General features: G+C 65.4%; 1 protein-coding gene. It reads right to left on the bottom strand.

Annotated features, from left to right (window positions below; all coding sequences use genetic code 11):
- Positions 1-414 (bottom strand): cadherin-like domain-containing protein (locus tag NX773_RS23455; RefSeq protein WP_258858646.1); only part of this gene is annotated, 414 nt, incomplete at its 3' end.
- Positions 415-425 lie beyond the last annotated feature (11 nt).

Genomic DNA, 425 nt, shown 5'->3' with positions numbered 1-425 from the left:
GGTCAGGCTGCCGTTGCCGGTATCGACGTCGGTCGCGTTCAGGTAGCTCGTGGTAAGCGTGATGGTCGCACCCTGGCCCACGGTGACGGGCGCAACCGCCAGCACCGGCGCGTCGTTCACCGGATTGACGGTGATGCTGACGTTGTAGGTATTGCTGCCCGAGCCGTCGCTGACGGTGTAGGTGAAGCTGTCCGGGCCGTTGTAGTTGGCCGCCGGCGTGTACTCGTAGCTGCCGTCGGCATTCACGACCAGCGTGCCGTGCGACGGGCCGGTGCCCTTGGCGTAGGTGATCGCATCGTGCTCGACATCGGTCGCTGCCGGCAGGTTGCCGGTGGCCTTGGTGTCTTCGTTGGTCGTGATCGTCCCGTCGGCAGCGACCGGCAGGTCATTGACCGGCGTGACTTTGACGGTCATCGTTGCATCGC

The sequence above is a fragment of the Massilia solisilvae genome (genome assembly GCF_024753215.1).
GTDB classification, from domain to species: domain Bacteria; phylum Pseudomonadota; class Gammaproteobacteria; order Burkholderiales; family Burkholderiaceae_D; genus Telluria; species Telluria solisilvae.
The sequence above is the reverse complement of the archived record's forward strand: the minus strand, read 5'-3'. Positions and strand labels throughout refer to the sequence as shown.